The sequence below is a fragment of the Ancylobacter sp. genome, from assembly GCF_965279025.1.
Taxonomy (GTDB): domain Bacteria; phylum Pseudomonadota; class Alphaproteobacteria; order Rhizobiales; family Xanthobacteraceae; genus Ancylobacter.
Genome location: NZ_OZ257132.1, coordinates 3,907,306 through 3,929,113 on the forward strand (window position 1 = coordinate 3,907,306; position 21,808 = coordinate 3,929,113).

General features: G+C 67.8%; 21 protein-coding genes and 1 tRNA gene. 14 read left to right on the forward strand and 8 right to left on the reverse strand.

Translation table 11 applies throughout. The features are described 5' to 3' along the window. Window positions 1-115: 115 nt before the first annotated feature. On the reverse strand, window positions 116-424 hold the full coding sequence (locus tag ACQY76_RS18280) for a hypothetical protein (protein ID WP_428030121.1): 309 nt from the start codon (window positions 422-424) through the stop codon (window positions 116-118). Between the two features lie 144 nt (window positions 425-568). Then, window positions 569-2,269 (reverse strand): extracellular solute-binding protein, encoded by a 1,701-nt coding sequence (locus ACQY76_RS18285; protein WP_428033050.1) that lies wholly within the window; start codon window positions 2,267-2,269, stop codon window positions 569-571. A 329-nt stretch (window positions 2,270-2,598) separates the two neighbouring features. On the opposite strand from ACQY76_RS18285, the gene ACQY76_RS18290 reads away from it, so the two are divergent. Next, window positions 2,599-3,357 (forward strand): invasion associated locus B family protein, encoded by a 759-nt coding sequence (locus tag ACQY76_RS18290; RefSeq protein WP_428030122.1) that lies wholly within the window; start codon window positions 2,599-2,601, stop codon window positions 3,355-3,357. 83 nt (window positions 3,358-3,440) lie between these two features. On the opposite strand, the gene hspQ is transcribed toward ACQY76_RS18290, so the two are convergent. Next, on the reverse strand, window positions 3,441-3,770 hold the full coding sequence (gene hspQ / locus ACQY76_RS18295; protein ID WP_428033051.1) for a heat shock protein HspQ: 330 nt from the start codon (window positions 3,768-3,770) through the stop codon (window positions 3,441-3,443). Between the two features lie 150 nt (window positions 3,771-3,920). Between hspQ and ACQY76_RS18300 the strand changes: the two genes are divergently transcribed. Continuing rightward, complete coding sequence (locus ACQY76_RS18300) at window positions 3,921-4,883, forward strand: AEC family transporter (RefSeq protein WP_428030123.1); 963 nt, start codon at window positions 3,921-3,923, stop codon at window positions 4,881-4,883. Window positions 4,884-4,900: 17 nt separating this feature from the next. Here the strand turns inward: ACQY76_RS18300 and ACQY76_RS18305 are convergent, their stop codons facing one another. Continuing rightward, entirely contained in the window at window positions 4,901-6,112 is a 1,212-nt protein-coding gene (locus ACQY76_RS18305) for a UbiH/UbiF family hydroxylase (protein WP_428030124.1), read from the reverse strand. A 172-nt stretch (window positions 6,113-6,284) separates the two neighbouring features. Here ACQY76_RS18305 and ACQY76_RS18310 point away from each other — a divergent pair, with 172 nt between their 5' ends. The 9 genes from ACQY76_RS18310 (at window position 6,285) to ACQY76_RS18350 (ending at window position 16,373) form a co-directional block, all read left to right on the forward strand. Next, the gene (locus tag ACQY76_RS18310; protein ID WP_428030125.1) at window positions 6,285-7,016 is read left to right on the forward strand and encodes a CDP-alcohol phosphatidyltransferase family protein; all 732 of its coding nucleotides are present in this window, start codon (window positions 6,285-6,287) and stop codon (window positions 7,014-7,016) included. Window positions 7,017-7,062: 46 nt separating this feature from the next. After that, window positions 7,063-8,040, forward strand: a complete 978-nt coding sequence (locus ACQY76_RS18315) for a quinone oxidoreductase family protein (protein WP_428030126.1) — start codon at window positions 7,063-7,065, stop codon at window positions 8,038-8,040. Window positions 8,041-8,259: 219 nt separating this feature from the next. Then, entirely contained in the window at window positions 8,260-9,807 is a 1,548-nt protein-coding gene (locus tag ACQY76_RS18320; RefSeq protein ID WP_428030127.1) for an ABC transporter ATP-binding protein, read from the forward strand. Next, window positions 9,797-10,873, forward strand: a complete 1,077-nt coding sequence (locus ACQY76_RS18325; RefSeq protein WP_428030128.1) for an ABC transporter permease — start codon at window positions 9,797-9,799, stop codon at window positions 10,871-10,873. Before ACQY76_RS18320 ends, ACQY76_RS18325 begins: the two co-directional genes overlap by 11 nt. Then, complete coding sequence (locus tag ACQY76_RS18330; RefSeq protein ID WP_428030129.1) at window positions 10,866-11,789, forward strand: ABC transporter permease; 924 nt, start codon at window positions 10,866-10,868, stop codon at window positions 11,787-11,789. The genes ACQY76_RS18325 and ACQY76_RS18330 overlap by 8 nt, the downstream gene beginning before the upstream one ends. A gap of 102 nt (window positions 11,790-11,891) precedes the next feature. Further along, the gene (locus ACQY76_RS18335) at window positions 11,892-12,977 is read left to right on the forward strand and encodes a BMP family ABC transporter substrate-binding protein (protein WP_428030130.1); all 1,086 of its coding nucleotides are present in this window, start codon (window positions 11,892-11,894) and stop codon (window positions 12,975-12,977) included. Between the two features lie 121 nt (window positions 12,978-13,098). Beyond that, a complete protein-coding gene (locus ACQY76_RS18340; protein ID WP_428030131.1) occupies window positions 13,099-14,379 on the forward strand; it encodes an allantoate amidohydrolase in 1,281 nt (426 codons plus the stop codon). Next, window positions 14,376-15,593 carry an ArgE/DapE family deacylase gene (locus ACQY76_RS18345; RefSeq protein ID WP_428030132.1) on the forward strand — a complete coding sequence of 406 codons (1,218 nt, stop codon included), beginning with the start codon at window positions 14,376-14,378 and terminating at the stop codon, window positions 15,591-15,593. The genes ACQY76_RS18340 and ACQY76_RS18345 overlap by 4 nt, the downstream gene beginning before the upstream one ends. A gap of 15 nt (window positions 15,594-15,608) precedes the next feature. Next, a complete protein-coding gene (locus ACQY76_RS18350; protein ID WP_428030133.1) occupies window positions 15,609-16,373 on the forward strand; it encodes a hypothetical protein in 765 nt (254 codons plus the stop codon). A gap of 9 nt (window positions 16,374-16,382) precedes the next feature. On the opposite strand, the gene rimO is transcribed toward ACQY76_RS18350, so the two are convergent. From rimO to ACQY76_RS18365, 3 genes are all read right to left on the reverse strand, one after another. After that, on the reverse strand, window positions 16,383-17,741 hold the full coding sequence (gene rimO / locus ACQY76_RS18355; protein WP_428033052.1) for a 30S ribosomal protein S12 methylthiotransferase RimO: 1,359 nt from the start codon (window positions 17,739-17,741) through the stop codon (window positions 16,383-16,385). A 113-nt stretch (window positions 17,742-17,854) separates the two neighbouring features. Then, window positions 17,855-18,184: an antibiotic biosynthesis monooxygenase family protein gene (locus ACQY76_RS18360; RefSeq protein ID WP_428030134.1), complete on the reverse strand. Its 330-nt coding sequence runs from the start codon at window positions 18,182-18,184 to the stop codon at window positions 17,855-17,857. A gap of 155 nt (window positions 18,185-18,339) precedes the next feature. Then, window positions 18,340-18,909 (reverse strand): hypothetical protein, encoded by a 570-nt coding sequence (locus tag ACQY76_RS18365; RefSeq protein WP_428030135.1) that lies wholly within the window; start codon window positions 18,907-18,909, stop codon window positions 18,340-18,342. Between the two features lie 566 nt (window positions 18,910-19,475). On the opposite strand from ACQY76_RS18365, the gene ACQY76_RS18370 reads away from it, so the two are divergent. From ACQY76_RS18370 to ACQY76_RS18380, 3 genes are all read left to right on the forward strand, one after another. Continuing rightward, entirely contained in the window at window positions 19,476-19,751 is a 276-nt protein-coding gene (locus ACQY76_RS18370; protein ID WP_428030136.1) for a hypothetical protein, read from the forward strand. Window positions 19,752-19,936: 185 nt separating this feature from the next. After that, complete coding sequence (locus ACQY76_RS18375; RefSeq protein ID WP_428030137.1) at window positions 19,937-20,662, forward strand: hypothetical protein; 726 nt, start codon at window positions 19,937-19,939, stop codon at window positions 20,660-20,662. Between the two features lie 171 nt (window positions 20,663-20,833). Continuing rightward, a tRNA-Ser gene (locus tag ACQY76_RS18380) sits at window positions 20,834-20,923 on the forward strand. 310 nt (window positions 20,924-21,233) lie between these two features. On the opposite strand, the gene ACQY76_RS18385 is transcribed toward ACQY76_RS18380, so the two are convergent. Further along, the gene (locus ACQY76_RS18385) at window positions 21,234-21,794 is read right to left on the reverse strand and encodes an N-acetyltransferase family protein (RefSeq protein ID WP_428030138.1); all 561 of its coding nucleotides are present in this window, start codon (window positions 21,792-21,794) and stop codon (window positions 21,234-21,236) included. Window positions 21,795-21,808 lie beyond the last annotated feature (14 nt).

Here is a 21,808-nt window from a genome sequence, read left to right on the forward strand (position 1 = left end):
TGTCCGGGATCCCTCCGCCGTCGAATGCCGGTCCCGGCCCTCCGCCTCCGGCCGGGACGACGGGGCTTCGCGTGAAGGCGGCCCGGGCGGCCGCCACGCCGTCAGGCTTCCGCCCTCACTCCAGCGGGCTCTCATAAGCACCGTCGCTGTCGGGCATCACGTCGGCATCGACATCCGAGCCGGGACCGCTGAGGTCCTCGTAATTGCCGCCGGCCTGGTCCATGTAGTCCTGGCTCTTGTCGGCGCCGGGCTTGTCCGGCAGCGGGCCGTAATCGAGGTAGTTCGGGTTGTTGATCGGCGGAATGGTGATTTCCAGCCCGCCCCCGGACGGATTGTTGGGGTGCACCTCGATCGGCTGCTGCGCCCCGGCGGGCAGGGTGCCCGCGACGAGGAGGGCGGCGAAGGAAATGGCGGCGTAACGCATCGACCTGCTCCAGAAATCTGTCAGCGCGCCGCCGCTCCCGCCTCGGGGGCGACCACGCGCACTCTCCCTAAGGAACGCGTTCCGTCGCCCCTGTCCAGCGCTTCTCGGTGAACCGGCGCGCTTTTGCCCGTCGCGGCGGCGCCATCAGCCCGGTGCCTGCCACCAGCTTTCCGCCAGCGTGCCCTGCAAGGCGAGCGTTTCGGGACGCTCCACCTTGCGCCAGCGCGCGACCCACTGGCCGGGCGTGTAGAACAGCGGCAACGAGAACTGCGCGGAGATCAGCACCCGGTCGAGGGCGCGCACCGCCGAGACGAAATCCTCCCGCGCCCGGGCCGCCAGCAGGGCCTCGATCATCGCGTCCGCCGCCGGGCTCTTCAGCCCCATGAAATTGCGGGTGCCGGGGGTGTCGGCGGCGGCGGAGCCGAAATAGAAGGCCTGCTCATTGCCCGGCGAAAGCGACTGGTCCCAGATATAGGGCACCATGTCGTAATCGTAATTCTGCTTGCGCGCCTCGAACTGCACATTGTCGACGAGGCGGATGTCCAGCTTCACGCCCGCCCGGCGCAGCATGTTCTGGTAGGCGAGGGCGAGGCGCTCCTGGTCCTTCGAGCCGACGAGCAGCTCCGGGGCAAAGGGCTGGCCGGTGTCGCGATGGACCAGCGCGCCGGCCTTCAGCTCCCACCCGGCCGACGCGAACAGGTCGAGCGCGCGACGCAGCCGCTCGCGGTCGCGGCCCGAGCCATCCGAGCGCGGCGCCTGCCATGTGCCGTCCATGACCTGCGGCAGCACCGCATCGCCATAAGCGCCGAGCAGTTGGCGCTCGCGCGCATCGGCGGGGCGGCCGAGCGAGGAGAGTTCGGAATCGTCATAGAAGCTGCCATTGCGGCGGTAGAGGCCGAAATAGAGGTTGGCGTTCGCCCATTCGAAGTCGAACAGCTCCACCATGGCCTGGCGCACCCGCATATCGGCGAACATGCTGCGGCGCATGTTGAAGATCAGCGCGGAATAGGGCTTGGGCGTGCCGGTGGCGATCTCCTCGGTCACGATGCGCCCGTCGCGCGCGGCGGGGAAGTCGTAGCCGGTCTTCCAGCGGCCGGGGTCGGTCTCGAAGCGGATGTCGTAAAGGCCGCGCTTGAACGCTTCGAACTGCGTGTTCACATCCCGGTAGAAGTCATAGCGCAGGCTGTCGAAATTGAAGCTGCCGCGATTGACGGGCAGATCCGCGCCCCAATAGTCGGGGGCGCGCGCCAGCACCACGGTTTCGCCCGGCTTGACCTCGGTCACGGTGTAGGGACCGCTGCCGAGCGGCGGCTTGAAGCTCGTCTGCTCGAAGGTGTCGGGATCGATGGCGTGGCGCGGAAGCACCGCCATGAGGCAGAGGATCAGCGGCAATTCGCGATCCACCACGCCGAAGGTGAAACGGATGGAGAGCGGGCCCGTCACCTCCGCCTTGGCGACCTTGCCGTAATAGCTGCGGTGATTCGGCCGGCCCTTGGTGCGCAGCAGGTTGAACGAGAACAGCACGTCCTCCGCTGTTACCGGCGTGCCGTCGGCGAAGCGGGCGCGCGGGTCGATCTCGAAGGCGACATAGGTGCGGGCGTCGTCGGTCTCCACCGTGCGCGCCACCAGCCCGTAGCAGGTGAAGGCCTCGTCGGGGCTGCGCGCCATCAGGCTCTCGAAGACGTTCCAGCGCATGAAGGGCGGCGCGGTGCCGCGCACGATGAATGGGTTGAGGCTGTCAAACGTGCCCACCGCGCCCTGGACGAGCCGCCCGCCCTTCGGCGCCGCCGGATTGACGCTACGGTAGTTGGCAAAGCCCTCCGCATAGGCCGGCGCGCCATGCATCGCGATGCCGTGGCGCGGAACGGGTGGGGCGGCGCGCAAACCGTTGTCCTGCGCCCGCGCGGGTGCTAGGAGCGGGTAGCCAAGTGCTGCCCCGCCGGCGATTAACACGTTGCGCCCGAAGGCTCGCCGGGTGATATCGCCCACGCGTCGGCTCCTGGTCAAAGATTCGGCTTCTCATCGGTGCACGCTTCTAGCATGAACAGGGCACCGAAAATCCCATGGGGTCACTCTGTCGCCTCAATTGGACTTGAGACAGCCCCTCTGATCGCGTCAGGGCGCCACAGCGTCAGTTGCCCTTGCTTACCTGGTTCGCTCGACAGGAACTCGAAATGATCACACGCTCCACTCTCGCGCGCAGCCTCACGGGCGCCGCCCTGGTGCTGGCCCTCGCCGGCGGCGCCGCGCTCGCCCAGACGGCACCGGCCAAGCCGGGCGCCAAGCCGGCGGCCAACGCCCAGCCGGCCGCGCCGGCCGCTCCCGCCGGTGGCCAGCAGGCTGCTGCGCCGCAGCAGATCCCCGCGATCCCGATTCCGTGGGTGAAGCGCTGCCGGCAGGAGCCGTCGATCAACAAGCAGGTCTGCGAGATGGAGCAGACCATCATCACCGATACCGGGCAGTTCCTCGTGCGCTTCGGCGTCTTCGAGGTGCAGGACGACCCGAAGAAGGCCTTCACCGTGGCCTTCCCGACCGGCCTGCTGCTGCGCAACGGCTTCCGCGTCGCCCTCGCCAACGAGCAGCCGATCCTCGGCACCTTCGTGATGTGCGACGAGCGCTTCTGCCGCGGCGACATCCAGGTCGACCAGGGCTTCGTCGACCGCATGAAGAAGGCCCCGGGCCTGACGCTGCAGGTCGCCAACGCGGTCGGACGGCTCATCTCCTACCCGATCGGCCTCGGCGATTTCGCCAAGGTCTATGACGGCCCGCAGACCGACCAGAAGGCGTTCGAGGCGCAGATCGCCAAGATCCAGGAGCAGGTCAAGGCCCGCCAGGACGCGATCAAGGCCGACGCCGAGCAGCGCGAGCAGCAGACCAAGGCCGGCCTCGAAAAGCTCGGCGCCGAGAAGCTGAAGAACGCCCCGGCCCAGTGAGGCCAGCCATTAACTGATCGTCAACGCCCGGCCTTGCGCCGGGCGTTTTCGTTTCTGGAGGGCCGGCGAGAGGCGGCAGCGCGCTATTGCAGCCGTTCGCTGCGCACGCGCCAGCCACCATCGCCGTCCGCCACCAGCATTTCCTCGACCTGGGGATGGCGCACCGGCTCGCCCGTCGTGTCGAGCTCCAGATTCTGCTCCGAGACATAGGCGACGTATTCCGTCTCCGCGTTCTCGGCGAGCAGGTGGTAGAAGGGCTGGTCCTTGGTGGGACGGATGTGCTCGGGAATGGATTCCCACCATTCGTCCGTATTGGCGAATTCGGGATCCACGTCGAACACCACGCCGCGAAACGGGTAGTGCCGGTGCCGGACGACCTGGCCGATGCGGTATTTGGCGTTCCGCTCTTTCATCATGAACTTGTCCGCCTCTTCTGGGCGACCCGTAACGGGCGACGCCAGAACCTGTCAACCACGCGCAATGCAACGAGCGTGCCCGGCGCCGCCCGAATACAGCCGAAGATCGCGATTGACCGCACCGCGCCGAGCCGATAGCGAGCCGTCATGGGCGAGGTCCTGGCGCTTGCGCTTCCCTTCTTCGGCGTGATCTTCCTGGGGCTGGGATGCGGCCGGCTGGCGCGCATCCCGGAAAGCGGCCTGGCCTGGCTCAGCTTCTTCATCATCTACGTGGCCCTGCCGGCGCTGTTCTTCTCGCTCGTGGCGCGGACGCCCTTCCACGAACTGACCAATGGCAGCTTCATCCTCGCCACCACGGCGACGACCGCCGTGTGCTTCACGCTTTCGCTGCTGGTCGGCCTGTGGCTGCGCCACGGCAATCTGCCGGAGGCGGCGATCGCCGCCATCGTCGGCTCCTATTCGAATGTCGGCTATATGGGGCCGGGCCTCACACTGGGTGCGCTGGGCGTCGGCGCCTCGGTGCCGACGGCGCTGATCTTCGTCTTCGACAGCCTGCTCTTCTTCACCGTCGTTCCCATCCTGATGGCGATGGGCGGGCGCGACCGGCGCGGGCTGAGGCATACGCTGCTTCTGGTGGTGCGACGGGTCGTCACGCACCCGTTCAACGTGGCGATCTTTCTTGGCGTGGTGGTGGCCTATTTTGAGATCGAGCTGCCGGCCGCCATCGAGAAGACGCTGGAATTCCTGCGCAACGCTGCCGCGCCCTGCGCGCTGTTCACCCTCGGCGTTTCCGTGGCGCTGCGACCCATGGGGCGCATGCAGAGCGAGGTGCCGTGGCTGCTGGCGATCAAGCTTGTCATCCATCCCGCGCTGGTGTGGATGGTGCTCAACCTCGTCGGGGGATTCGACCCGGTGTGGGTCGCTACGGCGGTGCTGATGGCGAGCCTGCCGCCGGCGCTGAACGCCTTCATCATGGCCAAGCAGTACGACACCTATGTCGCCGGCGCGTCGGGCGGAGTGCTGGTCGGAACGGTTGTCTCCGTGGCGACGGTGACGGCTATGCTCTACGCCATCCAGCACGACATGCTGCCGCACGGGCTGCTGCAATAGGTCAGACCGGCAGGGGGCTAAACCGGCTTGCCCGCCAGCAGGCGCGGCACGTCGCGGGTAGGCCCCACGCCCTGGCGCATCACCAGGCGCCGCAGCCCCGGCGACTGGCCGAGCATCCACAGCCCCAGCCCGCGCAGGCCCGCGACGGGGAGAAGGTCCGACAAAAGCGAGCGGTTGAATAGGTCGACCGCGAATCCGCGGCTGGCGACATCGCTGCGGCGGCGGCGCTCATAGGCCTCCGTCACCTCCGGCCCGCCAATGTCGCCGCCGGCGCGGGCGGCATCACTTGCCAGTTCCGCCAGCGTCGCGCCGTCACGAATGCCGAGATTGAGCCCCTGCGCGCCGATGGGCGGGATGATGTGCGCGGCCTCGCCGACCAGCGCGATGCGCCCCTTGGCGAAGCGCTCGGCGGTACGCTGGCTGAGCGGGAAGCTGCCGCGCTTCGACACCAGGCGCATGCCGCCCAGCAGCGAATGCGCCTTGCGCTCCATGGCGCGGGCGAAGGCTTCGTCGTCCAGCGCCGCCAGCGCCTCGGCCTCGCCGGCCGAGACCACGCAGACGACGCTGGAGCGATCGCCCGGCAGCGGGACAAGGGTGAAGGGGCCGGTCCGCGTGTGGAACTCGGTGGAGATGTCGCCATGCGGGCGGCTATGGGCGAGGGTGGCGGTGACGGCGACCTGCGGATAGTCGCGCACCCGCATGCCGATTCCGGCGGCCAGCCGGCAGGGCGAATTGCGTCCATCCGCCGCCGCGACCAGTGCGGCGGTGACGGAAGCGCCGCCTTCCAGTTCCAGCGTGACCTCGTCGGGCGTCTCCACCACGCCGGTGACGCTGCCGGCGATGCGCTCGATTTTGCCCGTGCCCGCCACCGCCTCGTCCAGCGCCGTGAGCAGCGTCTCGTTCTCAAGGTTCCAGGCAAAGCCTTCCAGCCCCAGCTCATTGGCGCGGAATCCGACCTCCGGCGCCCGGATGAGCCGGCCCGTATCGTCAATGAGCCGCATGGTGCGCAGCGGCGTCGCGCGAGGGCGCAGCGCCTCCCAGACGCCAAGCGCCTCCAGCGCGCGCACCGAACCGTCCATCAGCGCGGTGGTGCGCGGGTCAGTGGCGCGGGGCGGGGCGATCAACTTTACATTGAGGCCGCCGGCCGCCAATGCGAGCGCCGCCACGAGCCCGCTCGCGCCGCCGCCGACCACCGCAGCCGGACGTTGCAGCCGCAGGTCAGATGACATGTGTGCCTCCCTGTGCTTCGGCGGGACTATAAGCGCGACCTGTAGTGTGGGATAAGCAGGCTGGCGTGGTCTGGCAATGCGGATCACTGCGGGCACATGTTATATGGCGGATGCAGAAGAAGCAGGCGGCGCTCCCACGGGACCCGCCGTCGGGGGAGGAAAGCCGGTGGCGATGACAACCAAGTCGCTCAGCGCGCGGCCGGCGGGGCGTCGCACCTTGGCCTTCGCCGTCCATATTTTCACCGCTTCCGGTGCGGTCTGCGGTCTCATGGCGCTGATGGCGGCGGTCGAGGGCAATTGGGCGATCATGTTCGCCTGGCTCGGGGCCGCGCTGTTCGTCGACGGTATCGACGGCACGATGGCGCGCCGGGCCAAGGTGGTCGAGGTGCTGCCGCGCTGGTCGGGCGAGACGCTCGATCTGGTGGTCGACTATCTCACCTATTGCCTCGTGCCGGCCTTCGCCGTGGCGAGCGGCGGGCTGATGCCGTTCTGGCTGGCGGTGATGTCCAGCGCCGCGATCCTGCTGACCAGCGCGCTCTATTTCGCCGACACGACGATGAAGACGGACGACCTGTATTTCCAAGGCTTCCCGGCGGTGTGGAACGTCGTGGTGTTCTATTTCTTCCTCGTGCCGCTGAGCCCTTGGGCGATTGCCGGCATCATCGCCCTGCTGTCGGTCGGCACCTTCCTGCCGATCAAGTTCGTCCATCCCTTCCGCGTCGTGCGCCTGCGCTTCGTCACCCTCGCGCTGCTCGCGCTATGGGCGGTGCTGGCGATCGTCGCGGTGCTGGAGGATATGCGGCCGGGTCTGTGGGTGACGCTCGGACTCTGCGCGCTTGCGGTGTATTTCACGCTCTTCGGGGTGATTCCCTTCCGCAAGGGCGCGGCCAAGCCGCAGCTCTGAGGCGGGGCACCCCCCCTGAATTTTCCCTTTCTCGCAGGAGAGCGCGATGGCTTCGGCGATTCGTATTTATGAGACCGGCGGTCCCGAGGTTCTGAAGCTCGACGAGATCACCCTCGGCGCGCCCGGGCCGGGCGAGGTGAAACTTCGCCACACCGCCATCGGCCTCAATTTCATCGACACCTATTTCCGCAGCGGCCTCTACGCGCCTCCCAAAGGGCTGCCCTTCATTCCCGGCAATGAAGCGGCGGGCGTCATCACGCAGGTCGGCGAGGGCGTGACCGGGTTCCGGCCCGGCGATCGCGTCGCCTATGGTTCGGCGCTGGGCGCTTACTGCTCGGAGCGGATCATGCCCGCCGCGCCCCTCGTCAAGCTGCCCGATTCCATTGCCGACGAGACCGCCGCCGCGATGATGCTGAAAGGCATGACCGCCCGCTACCTGCTGCGCCAGACCCACAAGGTGAAGGCCGGCGACACGCTGCTCGTCCATGCGGCCGCCGGCGGCGTCGGGCAGATCCTGTGCCAGTGGGCGACGCATCTGGGCGCCACCGTCATCGCCACGGTCGGCTCGGCGGCGAAGGCGACCATCGCCCGTGAATGCGGCGCGGCCTATGTCATCAACTACAGCGAGGAGAACTTCGTCGAGCGGGTGAAGGACATCACCGAAGGCGCGCTCTGCGACGTGGTCTATGACGGGGTGGGGCAGGCGACCTATCCGGCCTCGCTCGACTGCATCAAGCCGCGCGGCCTGTTCGCCAGCTTCGGCAATGCCTCCGGCGCGATCAAGGATTTCAGCCTCCTCGCCCTGTCGCAGAAGGGCTCGCTCTACGCGACGCGCCCGACGCTGATCACGCATATTTCGACGCGCGAGGACCTGCTGGCCAACGCCGCCGACCTGTTCGAGGTCGTCGCCTCCGGTGTGGTGAAGATCCCGGTGAACCAGCGCTATCGCCTGTCCGACGCCGCCGATGCGCATCGCGATCTCGAATCGCGCCGGACCACCGGCTCGACCGTGCTGGTTCCGTGACGGTATCGAAATCCGGGATGCTGGCGCAAAACGCGCCAGTTTCCGGACCGGACGGACCAGACTTTAGGCTTGCCCCGCCGGTCGGTCCTGCCATGCTCCGGGTGTTCCGTCACCACGGCGTCCTGTGCATGAACCACCCCTGCCGGCAAGAACTCCCCCGTCGACATGGCCGCGGTTCCGCGCGCACCCGGCAGCGCGGCTGACGCCATGGAGCGGGGGATGAGCGACACGCCGAACCGGCCGCGATCGCTGCTCGAAGCAGTGGAGCTGACCAAGCGCTTCGGCGCGCTCGTCGCCAATGATCGCGTCAGCCTTGCCATCCGCGCCGGCGAGACGCACGCGCTGCTCGGCGAGAACGGCGCCGGCAAGTCGACGCTGGTGAAGATGATGTGCGGCCTGCTGCACGCCGATTCCGGCGAGCTGCTCTACGAGGGCGCGCCGATCGTCTTCCCCGACCCTGCCAGTTCCCGCGCCAAGGGCGTGGGCGTCGTGTTCCAGCATTTCGCGCTGTTCGATGCGCTGACCGTAGTGGAGAACATCGCTCTCGGGCTTCCCGGCCACCAGCCGCTTTCCGTGCTCGCCGCGCGCATCGACGACTGCGTCCATCGCTACGGCCTCGCCGTCGAGCCCTACCGGCGGGTGGGCGAACTGTCCGTGGGCGAGCGCCAGCGGGTCGAGATTGTGCGCTGCCTGCTGGGCGATCCGCGCGTGCTCATCCTTGACGAGCCGACCTCGGTGCTGACGCCGGACGAATCGGAAAACCTGTTCCGCACGGTGGATCTGCTGACCGAGGAGGGCAGGGCCGTCCTGTTCATCAGCCACAAGCTGGACGAGGTGCGCCGGCTCTGTCACCGGGCGACGGTGCTGCGCGGCGGCAAGTTCATCGCCGAGGTCGATCCCAAGCAGGAATCCTTCGGCAGCCTCGCCCGGCTGATGGTGGGCGCCGACGTGCCGCGCACGGCGCCGGCGATCGCCCACGCGCTGGGCGAGCCGCGCCTGCTGGTGCTGCATCTCAACGTCGCCGGCGATGGATCGCGCGGCTCCGCCCTGCACGACATCAACCTCGAAGTGCGGGCCGGCGAGATCGTCGGCATCGCCGGCGTCGCCGGCAACGGCCAGACCACGCTGTTCGACGCGCTCTCCGGCGAGAAAGCGGTGGCGGACCATGAGAGCATCGTCATCGACGCCGAAATGGCGGGCGGCCTCAGCCCGACGCAGCGCCGGGCGCTGGGCGCGGGCTTCGTGCCCGAGGAGCGGCTGGGCCATGCCGCCGCCCCCGACATGCGGCTCTCCGACAATGTGCTGCTGACCACCCATGGCGATGGCCACGTCGTCACGGCCGGCATCATCCGGCGCTCGGCGCTGTTCGCCCATTTCCAGCAGATCGTGCAGAAATTCGACGTACGCTTCGGCGGCAAAGACCCGGAAGCGCGGCGCCTGTCGGGCGGCAACCTGCAGAAATTCGTCATCGGCCGCGAGGTGCTGCGCAACCCGGTGCTGCTGGTTGTCGACCAGCCGACCTGGGGCGTGGACGCGGCGGCGGCGGCCTTCATCCGCACCACGCTGCGGCAACGGGCGGCGGAGGGCTGCGCGGTGCTCGTGATCAGCCAGGATCTCGACGAACTGCTCGAATTCACCGACCGCATCGCCGTGATGAGCGAGGGGCGCCTGACCGCGCCCGTTCCGGTGGCGGAAACCTCGCGCGAGGCAATCGGCCTGGCCATGGGCGGCGCCCACCATGCCGGGGAGGGCCACCATGCCGCTTAGGCTCGAACGGCAGGAAAACATCTCCCCGCTCCGGCACGCCATGGCGCCGGTCGTTGCCGCGCTCGTCACGCTGGTGGTGGGCGCGGTGATGTTCATCGTGCTCGGCCACGACCCGATCCAGGCCTTCGCCGTGTATTTCGTCGAGCCGCTGGGCGACGCCTACATGCTGCAGGAACTGGTGGTGAAGGCGTCGCCGCTGTTGCTCATCGGCATCGGCCTCGCCTTCTGCTACCGCGCCAATCGCTGGAACATCGGCGCGGAGGGCCAGTATGTTGCCGGGGCCGTGCTGGGTTCGTGGCTGGCGCTGGCGACGCAGGGCACCGATGCCGGGCCGTGGGTGCTGCCGGCCATGCTGGTGCTGGGGGCGCTGGGCGGGGCGCTGTGGGGGCTGATCCCGGCCTTCCTGCGCGTGCGCTTCGGCTCCAGCGAAATCCTCACCAGCCTGATGCTGGTCTATGTCGCCCAGCTCGGCCTCGATTATCTCGTGCGCGGCCCGTGGCGCGACCCGCAGGGGTTCAACTTTCCCCAGAGCGTGACCTTCGACGACGTGGCGCTGATGCCGCTGCTGATGGGCGAGGGGCGCATGCATGCCGGCATCGTCATCGCGCTGCTGGCGGTCGTGGTCGCCACCTTCGTTCTCGGGCGCACGCTGGTGGGCTTTTCCATCGAGCTCGCCGGCTCGGCGCCCCGCGCCGCCGCGTTTGCGGGTTTCGACGAAAAGCGCGTGACCTATGGCGTGTTCGCGGTGTCCGGCGCACTTGCGGGGCTGGCCGGCATCATCGAGGTTGCCGGGCCGATCGGGCAACTGCAGCCCACCATTTCGCCCGGATACGGCTTCACCGCCATCATCGCCGCCATGCTCGGCCGGCTGCACCCGGTCGGCATATTGGTGGCCAGCTTCGTCCTTGCACTCACCTATATTGGCGGCGAGGCGGCGCAGATCACCATGCGGCTGCCCTTCGACGTGACGCGGGTGTTCCAGGGCACGCTGCTGATCGCCATTCTGGCGGCCGACATTCTGGTGCGCTACCGCATCCGCCGGGTGGAGGGGACCAGCCATGCTTGACGCGGCAATCATCGGCGCGGTCCTTGCCAGTGTCGTGGCGGCGGCGACCACGCTGCTCCTCGCCTCGCTCGGCGAACTGGTGGCGGAACGCGCCGGCACGCTGAATCTCGGCGTCGAGGGCATGATGATCGTCGGCGCGGCAGTGGGCTATGTCACCGCCTACAGCTCGGGCAGCCTGCTGCTCGGCACGCTGGCCGCCGTGCTGGCCGGCATGACCCTGTCGCTGGTCTTCGCCGGCCTCGCCATCTGGCTGGCCACCAACCAGGTCGCCTCCGGGCTGGCGACGACGATTCTGGGACTCGGCCTTGCCGGGCTGATCGGCTCCAGCTTCGTCGGCACGCAGCTTTCCGGCGCGCCGGCCCTGCACATTTCCGGGCTTTCGGATGTGCCGGTGGTGGGCAAGGCACTGTTCGGCCAGGATGCCTTTGTCTACGCCTCGCTGCTGCTGCTGGCGGCAGTGGCCTACACGCTGGCGCGCACGCGGATCGGCCTCGTGCTGCGTGCGGTGGGCGAGAACCATGTGGCGGCGCACGCGCTCGGCCACCCGGTTCGGCGCATACGCACGCTGGCGGTGATGTTCGGCGGCGCCTGCGCCGGGCTGGCGGGGGCGCATCTGTCCCTCGCCTATACCCCGTTCTGGGCTGCCGACATGACGGCCGGGCGCGGCTGGATCGCCCTCGCTTTGGTGGTGTTCTCCGCCTGGCGCCCGCTCTGGCTGCTCGCCGGCGCCTATCTGTTCGGCGCGGTATCGATCTTGCAGCTGCACGTGCAGGGCTTTGGGCTGGGCATCCCGTCGCAATTCCTCTCGTCGCTGCCTTATCTCGCGACGATCATCGCCCTGGTCATCATCTCGGCCCTGAAGCACGGGCAGGGCGCGCCGGCCTCTCTCGGCGTGCCTTTCGTGCCCGACCGCTGAGCGGAAGACCCGACCGGTCGCGCCATGGCGGCCTCCCGGCGCATGACGCGGTCGCGTGTGCCGGTGACAGTTCCAGCCGCGGATGATGGAGCGGAGACGTTCATGCGCAAGATTCTCTACATGGCGGTCGCGATCGCCTCTGGCCTCGCCCTCGTCGGCGCGGGAGCGCCTGCGGCGCAGGCGGCGGAAAAGCTGAAGGCGGCGTGGGTCTATGTCGGGCCGGTCGGCGATTTCGGCTGGTCCTACCAGCACGACCAGGGCCGCAAGGCGGTCGAGAAGGCGCTTGGTGACAAGGTGGAGACGACCTTTGTCGAGAATGTCGAGGAAGGCCCCGACGCCGAGCGGGTGATCGAGCAGCTCGCCCGGGCCGGCAACACGCTGATCTTCACCACCTCCTTCGGCTTCATGGAGCCGACGCTGAAGGTCGCCAAGCGCCACCCGAAGGTGTTCTTCGAGCACGCCACCGGCTTCAAGCGCGCCAAGAACGTCTCGACCTATGCGGCCAAGTTCTACGAGGGCCGCTATGTCATCGGCGAGATCGCGGCGAAGATGTCGAAGAGCGGGACGATCGGCTACATCGCCTCCTTCCCGATTCCCGAGGTCATCTCCGGCATCAACGCGATGATGCTGGGCGCGCAGTCGGTCAATCCTGACATGAAGGTCAAGATCGTCTGGGTGAATTCCTGGTTCGACCCGGCGAAGGAAGCCGACGCCGCCAAGGCGCTGATCGACCAGGGCGCCGACGTGATCGCCCAGCATACCGACAGCCCCGCCGCCATGCAGGCGGCCGAAGGGCGCGACGTGGCGGCGTTCGGCCAGTCTTCCGACATGATCAAGTTCGGCCCGGACTCGCAGCTCACCGCCATCGTCGACGACTGGGCGCCCTATTACATCGAGCGCACCAAGGCCGTGCTCGACGGCACCTGGACCTCCACCGACACCTGGGGCGGCATGAAGGACGGCGAGGTGGTGATGGCCCCCTACACCAACATGCCGGACGAGGTGAAGAAGATGGCCGAGGCCACCCAGGCCAAGATCACCTCCGGCGAAGTCCACCCCTTCAAGGGCCCGATCTACAAGCAGGACGGCACGCTCGCGGTGAAGGAAGGCGAGGCGCTGGCCGACAAGGACATCCTCTCCATGAACTGGTACGTGAAGGGCATCGACGACAAGGTGCCCGGCCAGTAGCCCGGCAAAGTGGGGCGGCGCGGCCGACGCTGCGCCGCCGCAATTGCCAAACGCGGCTCCATATGCGATTGCGCTTGCCCAGTGCAGTGGCCCTTCTGGCCGGAGGCGCAGTGTCGACCCGATGACGATCCCCGTGGATATCGCCGCTCTCGGAGCCCGCGCGGCGGGGATGATCGAGGAACTCGGCCGCATCTCCTCGACGCCCGACCACCTGACCCGTTTCTTCCTGACGCCCGAGCACCGCCAGGCCGCCGATCACGTCGCCCGCTGGATGGCGGCGGCGGGGCTTACGGTGAGCGAGGACGCGCTTGGCACGGTGCGCGGCCACTGGCACCCCGCCGGTCCCGAAGCGCCGCGCCTGCTCATCGGCTCGCACATCGACACCGTCGCCAATGCCGGGAAATATGACGGCACGCTGGGCGTGGTGCTCGGCATCCTTGCCGTCGAGGCGGTGCAGAAGGCCGGGCTGACGCCGCCCTACGGCATCGACGTGCTCGCCTTTGGCGATGAGGAGGGCACACGCTTTCCCACCACGCTGTCCTCTTCCGCCGCCTGCGCCGGCGTGTTCCAGCCGGCCAGTCTGGGCGGGCTGGATAGCGACGGCGTGAGCCTCGCCGAGGCCCTGGTCGCCTATGGCAAGGACCCCGCCGCCATTGCCGCCGCCGCCTATGACCCCTCGCGGGTGATCGCCTATGTCGAGGCGCATATCGAGCAGGGGCCGGTGCTGGAGGCCGAGGCCGAACCGCTCGGCGTCGTCACCGCCATCGCCGGCGCCTCGCGGCTTTCCATTACCGTGACCGGCGAGGCGGGGCATGCGGGAACCGTGCCGATGCGCATGCGCCGCGACGCGCTGCTGGGGGCCGCCGAGATGGCGCTCGCGGTGGAGCGCATCGCCCGCGCCGACCGCCACGGCATGGTGGCCACGGTCGGGCGCATGCATGTCGAGCCCGGCTCGGTCAACGTCATCCCCTCGCGCGTCGTGTTCACCGTCGATCTGCGCTCCGGTTCCGACAGCTCGCGGCGCGAGGCGCTGACCCGTTTCGAGCGCGAGGCGCACCGGATCGCCGACGACCGCCATCTCGGCGTCGTCATCTCCGCCTTCCATGAGGTCGCGACCGTTCCCTGCTACCGCGACCTGCAGCTGCGGCTGCGCAACGCCGTCGCCGATCTCGGCCATCGCGCGCCGGAGCTGGCCTCCGGCGCCGGACATGACGGGCAGGCGATGTCGCAGCTCTGCCCGGTCGGCATGCTGTTCGTGCGGTGCAAGGGCGGCATCAGCCACAATCCGGCGGAGTACGCTTCGCCCGAGGATATGGGGATGGCCGCAGCGGCGCTCATCCGTTTCATCGAGCGTTTTCAACTGCCCCAACGCGACGGCGGCACAAGCGGAGCACAGACGTGAGCAGTTCCGGCGACAATGACAGGCTGGCCCGCGAGGTCGATTTCCTCAAGGCGCTGGTGCGCGTGCCGAGCGACAACCCGCCCGGTGATTGCGCCCCTCACGCCGAAATCGCCGGCCGCCTGCTGGAAGAGCTGGGCTTCGAGGTCGAGCGGCACGCGGTGCCGGAGCCGTTCGTGCTGGCGCACGGCATGAAATCGGTGGTCAACCTCATCGTCCGCGAGCGCTTCGGCACCGGCACCGGGCCGGTGATCGCGCTCAATTCGCATGGCGACGTGGTGCCGCCGGGCGAGGGCTGGACCTATGACCCCTATGGCGCCGAGGAACGCGGCGGCGCGATCTACGGGCGCGGCGCTGCCGTCTCCAAATCCGACTTCGCCACCTATGCCTTCGCGCTGCTGGCGCTGAAGGAACGGCCGGAGGGTCTCGACGGCACGGTCGAGCTGCACTTCACCTATGACGAGGAAGCCGGCGGCTTCGTCGGGCCGCAATGGCTGCTGGAACACGGCATCAGCAAGCCCGACCTCGCCATCTCAGCCGGCTTCTCCTATGCCGTGGTGATCGCCCATAATGGTGCCCTGCACATGGAAATCGTGGTGCGCGGCAAGCAGGCGCACGCGGCGATGCCCGAGACCGGTGCGGACGCGCTGGAAGCCGCCACCGGCATTCTCGACGCGATCTATGCGGAGCGCCGCCGCCTCAACGGCATCACCAGCGCCACGCCCGGCATCGGCTCGCCCAAGATCACCGTCGGCCTCATCTCCGGCGGCATCAACACCAATGTGGTGCCCGATCGCATCGTCATGCGCGTCGACCGCCGCCTGACGCCGGAAGAGGACGGAATCAGCGTCGAGGCCGAGCTGAGCGCGCTGGTCGAGCGGGCAGTCGCGGGACGGCCCGGCATCGAGATCGAATGCCGCCGCATCATTCTGGCCGAGCCGCTGCGCACGCTGCCGGGCACCGAGAAGCTGGTGGAGACCATCCAGAAGCATGCCGCGCGGGTGCTGGGAGAGACTCCGCCGGCAACCGCCGTGCCGCTCTACACCGATGCGCGCCACTACACCGCCGCGGGCGTGCCGACCGTGCTCTACGGCGCGGGGCCGCGCTCCATTCTGGAAGCCAACGCCCACGCCGCCGACGAGCATGTGCGCATCAGCGACCTGAAGGCCGCCACCGAGGTGATCGAGGCGACGCTGCGCGACCTGCTGAAGGCGTAAGGCGGGAGAACGCGCGTGACCTGGGGCGGCATGTTCACGAGCGACTATTTCTCGCTGTTCGTGTGTGTCGTCGCGGCGCTTCCGCTGCTCGCGGGATGGGCCTGTTACTGGCTGGCCATGCGCCCGCGCCTCGTCGCCGTGTTCGTGCCGCGCGATCTCCAGACCTCCTATCTCGGCGCGCTGACCCTGCCTTTCGCGCTGTTCCTCGCCTTCATGGTCAGCGACATCTGGCAGCGCGAGACCCGCTACGCCCAGACCGTGCTGCAGGAAGTGCAGACGCTGGACGCCATGCTGGACATTGCCCGGATGTGCGGGCCTGGCTGCGCGGCGGTGGACGATGCGGTGGGGGGCTATGCGCGTGCGCTCTCCCGCTACGAATGGGACGAGGGCTGGAACCGCCCGGACCCGGGCGTGTCCGGTGCCTTTGACGGGCTGGTGCAGGCGGTGGTGAAGACCGGGGCGTCTCCTGACGTGCCCAGCCATCTGAGCGCCACGCTGCTGGCCAGCCAGATCGAACTGCGGCGGCTGCGCACGGACCGCTATTTCATCCTGCACGCCGATCTGGCGCCGCATCGCTGGATCGTGGTGATGATACTCGGCCTGCTGTCGCTCATCGGGCTGGCGGCGCTGCATGTGGGCAAGCGCTACCAGCTGATCATCGGGCTCTCGACCTTCGCGATCGCCTTCTCCACGACGCTCGCCTACACGGTGGCGCTGTCATGGCCCACCGTGGACGAGAGCATCATGCCCTCCGAGGAATTGCGGCGCGTCCTTGAATAGCGGGTAGGGTCAGAACCCCACCGCCGTGCCGTGCAGGTCATAGGCGTCGGCGCGTTCGATCTTCACGGTCACGATCTCGCCGACCCGCAGCGGGCGGCGGGCGGCAACATGGACGACGCCGTCGATCTCAGGCGCATCGGCCTTGGAGCGGCCAATGGCCACCGTCGGCCCGACGCTGTCGATGATCACCTGCTGGCGCGTGCCGACCTTGCGCTTCAGCCGGCGGGCGCTGACGCGCTGCTGCACTGCCATGAAGCGCTTCCAGCGTTCTTCCTTCACCTCGTCGGCAATCGCCACGCCGAGATCATTGGCGGGGGCGCCGGCGACGGGCTCATATTTGAAGCAGCCGACACGGTCGAGTTCCGCCTCTTCGAGGAAGGAAATCAGCTCCTCGAACTCCGCGTCGGTCTCGCCGGGGAAGCCGACGATGAAGGTCGAGCGCAGCGTGAGATCGGGGCAGATGGCGCGCCATGCCTGGATGCGGGCGAGCGTCTTTTCCTGCGCCGCCGGGCGCTTCATGCGCTTGAGCACGCTCGGCGAGGCATGCTGGAACGGGATGTCGAGATAGGGAAGGATGACGCCTTCCGACATCAGCCCGATCACCTCGTCGACATGCGGGTAGGGGTAGACATAGTGCATGCGCACCCACGCCCCGAGGCTTCCAAGCTCGCGCGCGAGATCGAAGAACCGGGTGCGGACCTCGCGATCCTTCCACCGGCTCGGCGCGTATTTCATGTCGATGCCGTAGGCCGAGGTGTCCTGCGAGATGACCAGCAGTTCCTTCACCCCGGCCGACACCAGCCGCTCGGCCTCGCGCAGCACATCCCCCGCCGGCCGGCTGACATGATCGCCGCGCAGCTTGGGAATGATGCAGAAGGTGCAGCGATTGTTGCAACCCTCTGAAATCTTGAGATAGGCGTAATGGCGCGGCGTCAGCTTGATGCCCTGCGGCGGCACCAGATCGAGAAACGGATCATGCTGCGGCGGCACCGCCTGATGGACGGCGGCCAGCACGCTTTCATATTGCTGCGGCCCGGTGACGGCGAGCACGCCTGGATGCACGTCGCGAATCTGCTCGGGCTCGGCGCCCATGCAGCCGGTGACGATGACCCGGCCATTTTCCTTCAGCGCATCGCCGATGGCGGCGAGGCTCTCGGCCTTGGCACTGTCGAGAAAGCCGCAGGTATTGACGATGACGAGGTCGGCGCCCTCGTGGTGGCGCGACAGCTCATAGCCTTCCGAGCGCAGGCTGGTGATGATCCTCTCGCTGTCGACCAGCGCCTTGGGGCAGCCGAGCGAAACGAAGGAAATGCGCGGCGCGTCGACGCGCGCGGAGGAGAAGGCGTCGGAAGACGCGATATCGGCCATGATCGGAAGGGCACCCGGCATTTCAGGATCGCGAGCCGTTACGGCACGCCGCCCCATCCGTCAACTGCGCGGGGCGCGGACCCGCCGCGCCGCACCTGCTTGTGAAGCCGGGTTCAGGCGGCCTTGTCGTCCATGGACGTCGCCAGAACGCTGTCGAAAAGCTCCACTTCGGGATGGCCGAGATAGAGCGGCTTGTTTCCGCCGGCGCTGCCATGCGCCTTGCGGAACGCCTCGGAGCGCGTCCACGCCTCAAAATCCGCCCGCGATCCCCATTGCGTGTGCGAGGCGTAGAGCGTGTGGTCGTCCTTGGTGGGGCCACGCAGCAGGTGGAACGACTTGAAGCCGGGGACGGTCCGCAGATGGCTGTCGCGTTCGCGCCAGACCGTTTCGAAATCGGCCTCGGAGCCGAGCTTCACCTTGAAGCGATTCATCGCGAGAAACATGGCGTACTCCTTTGCTGACCCGGCGGAGCAGCCTTAGCCCAACGCCCGTGCAAGGTCGATGCGGCGTGACGGCGTAGGGGAAAAGGCACCGGCCAAAAAAAGGGGCGGCTCGCGCCGCCCGCCGAATATCCTGGAGAGACACCTCCGGGACGGGCTTATTTCAGCTTGTCGACATCGATGCCGAAGGTGACGGCGCCGATCGCCACGTCCTTGTCGGAAATGGTGACGCTGACCTGGGCGATCTTCTTGCCGTCCTCTTCCTCGACCTTGTCGACGAAGATGGTGCCGGGGCCGACCGCATAGGTCTTCTGCCACTTGGCCTCGTCCGCCTGCCACAGATCGGAGGTGCCATCGGTCTGGCCGACATTGAGGCCGCGATTATCCATCACGAAGGCCTCGGTGATCACGCCGCCGGAAGCGTCCTTCTTCTGGATCAGGAAATCCGACAGCTTGTTCTTGCGGACCGGGTCCACCACCGCCGGGTCCTTGGCGACCCAGGCCTTGTCCAGCGCGGCGATGTCTTCCTGCATCAGCCGCTTGTGCTTCTTGTTGGACTCGATGATGGCCGCGACGACCACCGGGTCGCTGAGCCAGGGCTCGATGTTCTTCTGCACATAGGCCGTCGCCGGCTTCACATGTGCTGCCTCGTCCTGCGCGAAGGCGGGCGCTGCACCGAGGATGGTCACCGCCGCGGCGAGCGCGACGAGCCTGCTGTGAATGTTCATTGGCGTTTCCTCCTCATGGACGGTCTTCTGCCGTCCGATGCCACCGTAGCATGATGTAATGATGGATAGGCAAGAGGTGTTCGTCGCTGCAGGGCAGCATGAATAACTCAATTCATTCGCAGTAGCGAAATAGTTTACGCCTCGAATGTATAGTGTTTACTAGAGACGCGTCGGCGAAATCATAATACCGCGCCGCAGGCCCGCCGCGCGGCGACAGCCCGGCAAAAGCACGTCGGCGGTCATGACGAAGAGGGCGCTCGACAGAGGTGCGCGCGGTATAAGCGCGGGGATGCCCGGTAAAGACCGGTTTTCACTAGCGTCAACCATCTGGGATGCCGCATTCCATGTACGATGTTTCGTATTCTTCATGGATGACATCAGTCTTCACGTGAAATTGTCGTGCGCAGCGCCCGCAAACCGCCGATAGCGGGGCCGCGCGTGCCCAGATACTTCTTGACTGCGTCATTCCGGTGCCAAAATCACATGGTTAAGATTTCCTTACCCGACGCGGCGGCGGCCAAGCCCCGGCGGGGTCAACAGCAAGGCCGAGAATGGGAGGTTCCAAAATGACCAACATTGTTGAAGGACCCGCCTTTCGTCCCGAACCCCTGCATGTGCTGATCGGACGCGAGGACATCGCCGTCGATTCGCTCGACGGCGCCATTCGCCTCATCCGGTCCCTGCGCAACGACCGGATCGGCCGTTTCGCGGAGATGCTGCTGACCCAGATGGAATCCGCGCGCCTGCCGCAGCAGAAGAACGACGCCTGGGTGGCGTTTTCCACCTGGACCGATGCCTGCCACCTGCGCAACGATGCGCATCACTGGAGCCGCGCCGCCTGAGCACGGCACGGCCCGATCAGCGGAGGCGGGGAGGGGTGCGCTCCCCGCTGGTCTCGTCTGCCGTGAAGCGGGTGGCGGCACGGGCAGCGTTGCGGTAAGCGTGCTGGTGGGGCAAGTGTAGAACCTCACGTCGAGCAACCGCATTGAAGCCAGTTCCTTTCGTCTGGGCCGCATTGGCCGGTATCGTGGCTCTAGCTTCGCCGCTGGCCCTGCTTGGCACGGCGGACGCACAGTCTCAGACCGCGTCTCCCGGAGAGACGGCCGCGCCCGCGCAGCCTCTCGTCCTGCTGCTGGACGGGCTCGGAGTGTATGTCGAGAGCGACCTGATCGGCGTGTCGGCGTTGACCCGCCCGCTGGCGGAGCAGGGCTTTCGCACCCGCACCGATTCGCACCTGATGCTGAAGACCAAGGGCGTGGTGCCGGATGTCATCGTCGGCCATTCCATGGGCGGCGAGACAGCCCTGCGCTATGCCGGCGAACTGGCGCGGGCGGGATACAAGCCGCCGCTGGTGATCACCATCGATGCGGCGCCGGCCCCGCCAGCCTGCACCGTGCCTCGCTGCATCAACATCGCCGGGCCGGGCTTCGCGCGGGTGCGCGGCGCCGAAAACGTCAGCGCCTGGGCGGCCGGCGCCCAGTTTCGCAACCACGCCCAGCTCCCCACCCATCCGGCGGTCCAGCAGATCATTCTGAAGGAGACTGCGAGCTGGATGGCGGCATGGCGCGCGCAACGCCAGACCCTGGCCCGCTCGGACAGGAAACCGGCGAAACCGGCGGCAGCCGGGCGCGCGCCCGCCGCCGCGGCGCCGTCCCCATCGTCGCCCTCCACCTCCACATGGACCGTACCGGGCTGGAGCGTTCCGGGATGGACGGTGCCGAGCTGGCCCGGCCTGTCGCGTCAAGGCGGTTGACGGCTGGCATCCGCGCCCCGCTCACGAGCGACACCAGCGCCCGCCGGGCGCACGGTTGACGCGGTCCGGCCGGACGCCATAAAGCAGTTCCCGACGCGGGCAGAACTGAGATGGGGCGAGTCCGTGTCGCAGCGCGTGTCGGAGTGGGCGTTCGATAACGGCCCATTTTCCGGAAGGGTGGCCGAGTGGTTTAAGGCAGCGGTCTTGAAAACCGCCGTGGGTTCACGCCCACCGTGGGTTCGAATCCCACCCCTTCCGCCAAACCATTGATATTATTGACAAGTCCGGCTTTAATGGCAGCGTTTTTGACGAGTTGCCATAACGCGCGGCGCCGCTGGCCCCCAGAATAAGAACCCCGCCGCCGATAGGGCGGCGGTGGAGCGGGCCGGTCGGTCGCGCCCGGGAGCCGCTCACGGCGCCGCACGGGACACCCCGACATTGCGATGGCCAACGCCAACGGCCTTCGCCTCGACGTTCCGCCCGCAGGGGGCCGACGCCTCGCACCCTCAATGGCTCGCACCTGATGCGGCGGGCGGCGGCGACGTGCCGCGATGGAAATCTGCCGGCCCCCTCAATAGGTGGAAAGCGGCAAGGGCGTGGGCGGGGCGGTTGCGCCGGCACCCAGGGAGCGCTGCACCATCACGCTGTCGGCCCAGCGGCCATAGCGGTAGGCGACCGCTGGGAGAACGCCTACCCGGGTGAAGCCGAACCGCTCGTGGATAGCGAGCGATGCAGTATTGTCGCCATCGATATAGCCGATCATCTGCCGGAAGCCGGCCGCCGCGCAGGCATCGATCAGCCCGCGCATGAGCTGGCTGCCGATGCCGCGGCCAATGTGCCGGTGGTGGACGTAGATGGAATGCTTGACGGTGTAGCGGTAGGCCGGGCGCTTGCGGAACAGCACCACATAGGCATACCCCACCACCTCACCGTCCCGGACCGCGACGATATGGGGAAAGCGACGGTTCTTCAGGTTCTTGCGCCGGTCCCGCAGATCGTCGGGCTGCGGGGTGTCATTGTCGTCCACCCCCTCCTCGACGCCCCGGCGGATGTGATGGCGGTAGATCGCCAGCATGGCATCCACGTCGGAATCCCGCGTCGGACGGATGATGACCGCGCTCTCCTGCTCCATGAACGAACCCGAAC

Excerpts from the sequence above, each read along its gene's own strand:
- ACQY76_RS18280 (WP_428030121.1), bottom strand. The coding sequence starts at position 424 with ATGCGTTACGCCGCCATTTCCTTCGCCGCCCTCCTCGTCGCGGGCACC.
- ACQY76_RS18285 (WP_428033050.1), bottom strand. The coding sequence starts at position 2,269 with ATGCATGGCGCGCCGGCCTATGCGGAGGGCTTTGCCAACTACCGTAGC.
- ACQY76_RS18290 (WP_428030122.1), top strand. The coding sequence starts at position 2,599 with ATGATCACACGCTCCACTCTCGCGCGCAGCCTCACGGGCGCCGCCCTG.
- hspQ (WP_428033051.1), bottom strand. The coding sequence starts at position 3,770 with ATGAAAGAGCGGAACGCCAAATACCGCATCGGCCAGGTCGTCCGGCAC.
- ACQY76_RS18300 (WP_428030123.1), top strand. The coding sequence starts at position 3,921 with ATGGGCGAGGTCCTGGCGCTTGCGCTTCCCTTCTTCGGCGTGATCTTC.
- ACQY76_RS18305 (WP_428030124.1), bottom strand. The coding sequence starts at position 6,112 with ATGTCATCTGACCTGCGGCTGCAACGTCCGGCTGCGGTGGTCGGCGGC.
- ACQY76_RS18310 (WP_428030125.1), top strand. The coding sequence starts at position 6,285 with ATGACAACCAAGTCGCTCAGCGCGCGGCCGGCGGGGCGTCGCACCTTG.
- ACQY76_RS18315 (WP_428030126.1), top strand. The coding sequence starts at position 7,063 with ATGGCTTCGGCGATTCGTATTTATGAGACCGGCGGTCCCGAGGTTCTG.
- ACQY76_RS18320 (WP_428030127.1), top strand. The coding sequence starts at position 8,260 with ATGAGCGACACGCCGAACCGGCCGCGATCGCTGCTCGAAGCAGTGGAG.
- ACQY76_RS18325 (WP_428030128.1), top strand. The coding sequence starts at position 9,797 with ATGCCGCTTAGGCTCGAACGGCAGGAAAACATCTCCCCGCTCCGGCAC.
- ACQY76_RS18330 (WP_428030129.1), top strand. The coding sequence starts at position 10,866 with ATGCTTGACGCGGCAATCATCGGCGCGGTCCTTGCCAGTGTCGTGGCG.
- ACQY76_RS18335 (WP_428030130.1), top strand. The coding sequence starts at position 11,892 with ATGCGCAAGATTCTCTACATGGCGGTCGCGATCGCCTCTGGCCTCGCC.
- ACQY76_RS18340 (WP_428030131.1), top strand. The coding sequence starts at position 13,099 with ATGACGATCCCCGTGGATATCGCCGCTCTCGGAGCCCGCGCGGCGGGG.
- rimO (WP_428033052.1), bottom strand. The coding sequence starts at position 17,741 with ATGGCCGATATCGCGTCTTCCGACGCCTTCTCCTCCGCGCGCGTCGAC.
- ACQY76_RS18360 (WP_428030134.1), bottom strand. The coding sequence starts at position 18,184 with ATGTTTCTCGCGATGAATCGCTTCAAGGTGAAGCTCGGCTCCGAGGCC.
- ACQY76_RS18365 (WP_428030135.1), bottom strand. The coding sequence starts at position 18,909 with ATGAACATTCACAGCAGGCTCGTCGCGCTCGCCGCGGCGGTGACCATC.
- ACQY76_RS18370 (WP_428030136.1), top strand. The coding sequence starts at position 19,476 with ATGACCAACATTGTTGAAGGACCCGCCTTTCGTCCCGAACCCCTGCAT.
- ACQY76_RS18385 (WP_428030138.1), bottom strand. The coding sequence starts at position 21,794 with ATGGAGCAGGAGAGCGCGGTCATCATCCGTCCGACGCGGGATTCCGAC.